We start from the raw sequence: 4,491 nt of genomic DNA, 5'->3' as shown, positions 1-4,491 counted from the left end.
GAACTCAGAAGTGAAACGCCGTAGCGCCGATGGTAGTGTGGGGTCTCCCCATGTGAGAGTAGGGAACTGCCAGGCATCAAATAAAGCAGAAAGCTCAGTCGGAAGGCTGAGCTTTTTTGCGTTTGTGCCATCCGGGAAGGGTGCCGGCATGCCCCCCCGGTGGCGCTGCGCTTACCTGGGCCAGGGGCCTTGCGGGTTCTGTAGCCCGGCGCGGTACACCTCTCACCACTGGTAACGCTCCGCAATATTATTGCCTCTGTAATCAGGCAAGCCTTCCCCCGCCAGATACGGTAAACTAACGCCGATTTTGCATCAGGAAGCCACTATGAACCACTCCCTCAAACCCTGGAATACCTTTGGCATTGAGCGATCCGCCAATACGATAGTACGCGCCGAAACTGAGCAACAGTTGCTAAGCGCCTGGCAAACCGCTGCCGCGGCTGGCGAACCCACGCTAATCCTTGGGGAAGGCAGTAACGTCCTGTTTCTGAACGACTATGCCGGTACGGTGATCCTCAACCGGATTATGGGGATCGAGGTGAGCGAAACCCCGGATGCCTGGCGCTTGCACGTCGGCGCCGGCGAAAACTGGCATCAACTGGTGCAGTTCACGCTACAGCATGCGATGCCTGGTCTGGAAAATCTGGCATTAATCCCAGGCTGCGCAGGATCGTCGCCGATCCAGAATATTGGTGCCTACGGCGTCGAATTACAGCGGGTCTGCGAATATGTTGACTGCATCGAGCTGGAAACGGGACGTAAACAACGCCTTTCCGCGGCGGAATGCCGTTTCGGCTATCGCGACAGTATCTTTAAACATGAATATCAGGACCGCTACGCCATCGTCGCGATTGGCTTATCGTTAGCGAAAGCGTGGCGACCTGTGCTGAGCTACGGTGATTTAACACGTCTCGATCCGCAGACAGTCACCCCGCAGCAGGTATTCGATGCGGTCTGCCATATGCGAATGACTAAATTGCCGGATCCAAAGATTAACGGTAATGCTGGCAGCTTTTTTAAGAACCCGATCGTCAGCGCTCAGGTTGCTGAAGCGCTGCTGGCGCACTTCCCTCATGCACCGCACTATCCGCAGGCAAACGGCAGCGTCAAGCTGGCCGCTGGCTGGCTAATCGATCAATGTCAGCTCAAAGGAAAACGCATCGGCGGAGCGGCCGTGCATCGACAGCAGGCGCTGGTACTGATTAATGAAGATCAAGCGACCAGCGAGGATGTGATAAAGCTAGCCCATTACGTTCGCCAGCAGGTGGGGGCGAAATTCAATGTATGGCTTCAGCCCGAGGTGCGCTTCATTGGAACGCATGGTGAAGTCAACGCAGAGGAGAGCATTGCGTGAAAGACCATACTATCCCTTTAACGCTAATTTCTATCCTTGCTGATGGTGAGTTTCACTCAGGTGAACAGCTTGGTGAGCAGTTAGGCATGAGCCGGGCGGCGATTAATAAGCATATCCAGACGTTACGCGACTGGGGCGTCGATGTGTTTACCGTGCCGGGCAAGGGGTACAGCCTGCCAGAGCCCATACATCTGTTGGATGAGAAAAAGATCTCCCAACAGATAGAGCACGGTCGAGTGACTGTCCTTCCGGTAATCGACTCCACTAACCAGTATTTGCTGGACAGACTGGATGAGCTGACGTCCGGCGATGCCTGCGTAGCTGAATATCAGCAGGCAGGGCGAGGCCGGCGCGGCAGAAAATGGTTTTCCCCCTTTGGTGCGAATCTCTATCTCTCGATGTACTGGCGTCTGGAGCAGGGCCCGGCAGCGGCGATTGGCCTAAGCCTGGTGATTGGTATTGTGATCGCTGAAGTGCTGCAGCAGCTCGGGGCCGAACAGGTTCGCGTGAAATGGCCAAACGATATTTACCTGCAGGATCGTAAGCTGTCAGGGATCCTCGTGGAGCTGACGGGGAAAACGGGCGATGCCGCACAAATCGTCAGCGGCGCGGGTATCAACCTTGTGATGCGTCGTGTGGAGTCTGATGTCGTCAATCAGGGTTGGATCAGTCTTCAGGAAGCGGGGGTGGTCATCGACCGTAATCTCCTCGCCGCGCGCCTGATTAAAGAGCTGCGCCTGGGACTGGAGCTGTTCGAGCAGGAAGGGTTGGCTCCTTATCTGCCGCGCTGGGAAAAACTGGATAACTTTATTCATCGTCCGGTAAAACTGATTATCGGTGATAAAGAAATTTATGGCATTTCCCGCGGCATTGACGCCCAGGGTGCGCTATTGCTGGAGCAGGATGGTGTGATAAAAGCCTGGGTTGGTGGTGAAATATCATTGCGCAGCGCAGAATAAAAAAGGGAGCTCCGGCTCCCTTTGCTTTATTTACGCAAGCGTACCTGATTAACAGAATGATTGGCGCTCTTGGTCATAATCAGGCTGGCGCGCTCGCGAGTTGGAAGGATGTTTTCCTTGAGATTCATTAGGTTAATCTCATTCCAAAGCGAGGTGGCAATTTCGACCGCTTCTTCCTTCGACAGCTTGGCGTAATTATGAAAATAAGAATCCGGGTCGGTAAATGCCCCTTCCCGGAATTTAAGAAAGCGGTTGATATACCAGCTTTTCAATAATTCTTCCGGGGCATCGACATAAATAGAAAAGTCGACAAAATCCGATACGAATACATGATGCGGATCGTGTGGATAATCCATCCCACTTTGCAGAACATTCAGTCCTTCAAGAATGAGAATATCCGGTTGAGCGACGGTTTTATCGCCATCGGGAATAACATCATAAATTAGATGGGAATAAACCGGTGCAGTTGCCTGTGGTACCCCTGATTTGAGATCGGAGACAAACTTTACCAGCCGATGCATATCATAGGACTGCGGAAAGCCTTTTTTCTTCATTAACCCACGTTCTTTCAAAACTGAGTTAGGGTGCAAAAATCCGTCAGTGGTAATGAGTTCGACATGGCGATGCTCCGGCCAACGGCTCAGCAAGGCCTGCAGTACACGGGCGGTGGTGCTTTTTCCTACCGCCACGCTGCCAGCGATACTGATAATATAGGGAATTCGCTGACCGTTGGTGCCAAGAAATTGTTCGAGAACAGCCTGACGACGCAGGTTAGAACTGATATAGAAGTTGAGCAAACGCGACAGCGGCAAATAGATCTCAGCAACCTCTTCCAGAGAGAGATCTTCGTTGATGCCTTTTAACCGCGTGATTTCTTCCTCGGTTAACGTCATCGGGACAGAATCACGAAGTGCAGCCCATTGGTGGCGGTTAAATTGTAGGTACGGTGTCATTAACGTCTGCTCTTTTTGGCTCATAAGCATGTTCTTACCATCACCGAATACGTTGAAACGGCGATGCTTCACACGAGTTAATCAGGACAATGGGCAGGAGGGTAACACCAGATTGCCGGGAATAATAAGAAAAAAACTCATTGAATGCCGCTTTCTCGCGCCAGCGTCACAAGAGAGGAATAAGTTTCTTATGCTTTGCAAAGCATGGCCTTTGCTAACAGGATGGTACTAACGGCCTGCTGCCTTTCAGTTTACGGTCAGCAGACGTTCCTGGTAAACGTGGCTGACCGAAACCGCGCCTGATGGGCCCGTTTGTTGGCGATTATTTGCACTCCTTTGTTTGAAATTACACCGTTTTTTCGCGTAAGAGCACAAAATGTGAGCAAGAGAACGTTTTATGCAAATTTTTAGTTGCATGAACTCGCTCCTCTCCCTAGAATGCGCGCTACTTGATGCCGACTTAGCTCAGTAGGTAGAGCAACTGACTTGTAATCAGTAGGTCACCAGTTCGATTCCGGTAGTCGGCACCATAACAATTTGGGTGGGGTTCCCGAGCGGCCAAAGGGAGCAGACTGTAAATCTGCCGTCATCGACTTCGAAGGTTCGAATCCTTCCCCCACCACCACTTTCTGGCGACGCTTTGCGTAGCCGGAGTTGGTTGGGTAAACTAATCAGCTCAATACTAAAGAGAGCAGTCTTTTTAGTATTACAGAAAGAACTGGGTAGCCGAGTTTCAGGATGCGGGCATCGTATAATGGCTATTACCTCAGCCTTCCAAGCTGATGATGCGGGTTCGATTCCCGCTGCCCGCTCCAGACGTGCTGATATGGCTCAGTTGGTAGAGCGCACCCTTGGTAAGGGTGAGGTCCCCAGTTCGACTCTGGGTATCAGCACCACTTCTTTTCTCTCCTTCCCTGTTTCTCTTCTGTTATGTTCATTCAACAAGTCGGGCATGTTGCCTGGTTGATGTGGTGATATCACCGATTTATCCGTGTCTTAGAGGGACAATCGATGTCTAAAGAAAAGTTTGAACGTACAAAACCGCACGTTAACGTCGGTACTATCGGCCACGTTGACCATGGTAAAACAACGCTGACCGCTGCCATCACTACCGTTCTGGCTAAAACCTACGGTGGTTCCGCTCGCGCATTCGACCAGATCGATAACGCGCCGGAAGAAAAAGCTCGTGGTATCACCATCAACACCTCTCACGTTGAATATGACA

General features: G+C 51.6%; 4 protein-coding genes and 4 tRNA genes. 7 read left to right on the top strand and 1 reads right to left on the bottom strand.

What is annotated here, in order from left to right; translation table 11 throughout:
* Nucleotides 1-325 precede the first annotated feature (325 nt).
* Nucleotides 326-1,354 carry a UDP-N-acetylmuramate dehydrogenase gene (murB, locus tag MKS11_RS27180; protein ID WP_048293986.1) on the top strand — a complete coding sequence of 343 codons (1,029 nt, stop codon included), beginning with the start codon at nt 326-328 and terminating at the stop codon, nt 1,352-1,354.
* Entirely contained in the window at nt 1,351-2,313 is a 963-nt protein-coding gene (gene birA, locus MKS11_RS27175) for a bifunctional biotin--[acetyl-CoA-carboxylase] ligase/biotin operon repressor BirA (protein WP_004206834.1), read from the top strand. The genes murB and birA overlap by 4 nt, the downstream gene beginning before the upstream one ends.
* Nucleotides 2,314-2,339: 26 nt before the next feature.
* On the opposite strand, the gene coaA is transcribed toward birA, so the two are convergent.
* On the bottom strand, nt 2,340-3,290 hold the full coding sequence (gene coaA / locus MKS11_RS27170; RefSeq protein ID WP_004206833.1) for a type I pantothenate kinase: 951 nt from the start codon (nt 3,288-3,290) through the stop codon (nt 2,340-2,342).
* 430 nt (nt 3,291-3,720) lie between these two features.
* On the opposite strand from coaA, the gene MKS11_RS27165 reads away from it, so the two are divergent.
* The 5 genes from MKS11_RS27165 to MKS11_RS27145 all read left to right on the top strand — a co-directional run.
* Nucleotides 3,721-3,796, top strand: a tRNA-Thr gene (locus tag MKS11_RS27165).
* A gap of 10 nt (nt 3,797-3,806) precedes the next feature.
* A tRNA-Tyr gene (locus MKS11_RS27160) sits at nt 3,807-3,891 on the top strand.
* Nucleotides 3,892-4,006: 115 nt separating this feature from the next.
* Nucleotides 4,007-4,081, top strand: a tRNA-Gly gene (locus MKS11_RS27155).
* 5 nt (nt 4,082-4,086) lie between these two features.
* Nucleotides 4,087-4,162 (top strand) — tRNA-Thr (locus MKS11_RS27150).
* A 115-nt stretch (nt 4,163-4,277) separates the two neighbouring features.
* Nucleotides 4,278-4,491 (top strand): GTP-binding protein (locus MKS11_RS27145; protein WP_227256966.1); only part of this gene is annotated, 214 nt, incomplete at its 3' end.

The organism is Klebsiella sp. K5-45 (assembly GCF_030128605.1).
Taxonomy (GTDB): domain Bacteria; phylum Pseudomonadota; class Gammaproteobacteria; order Enterobacterales; family Enterobacteriaceae; genus Klebsiella; species Klebsiella quasipneumoniae.
This window is presented reverse-complemented; position numbering and strand designations above follow the sequence as displayed.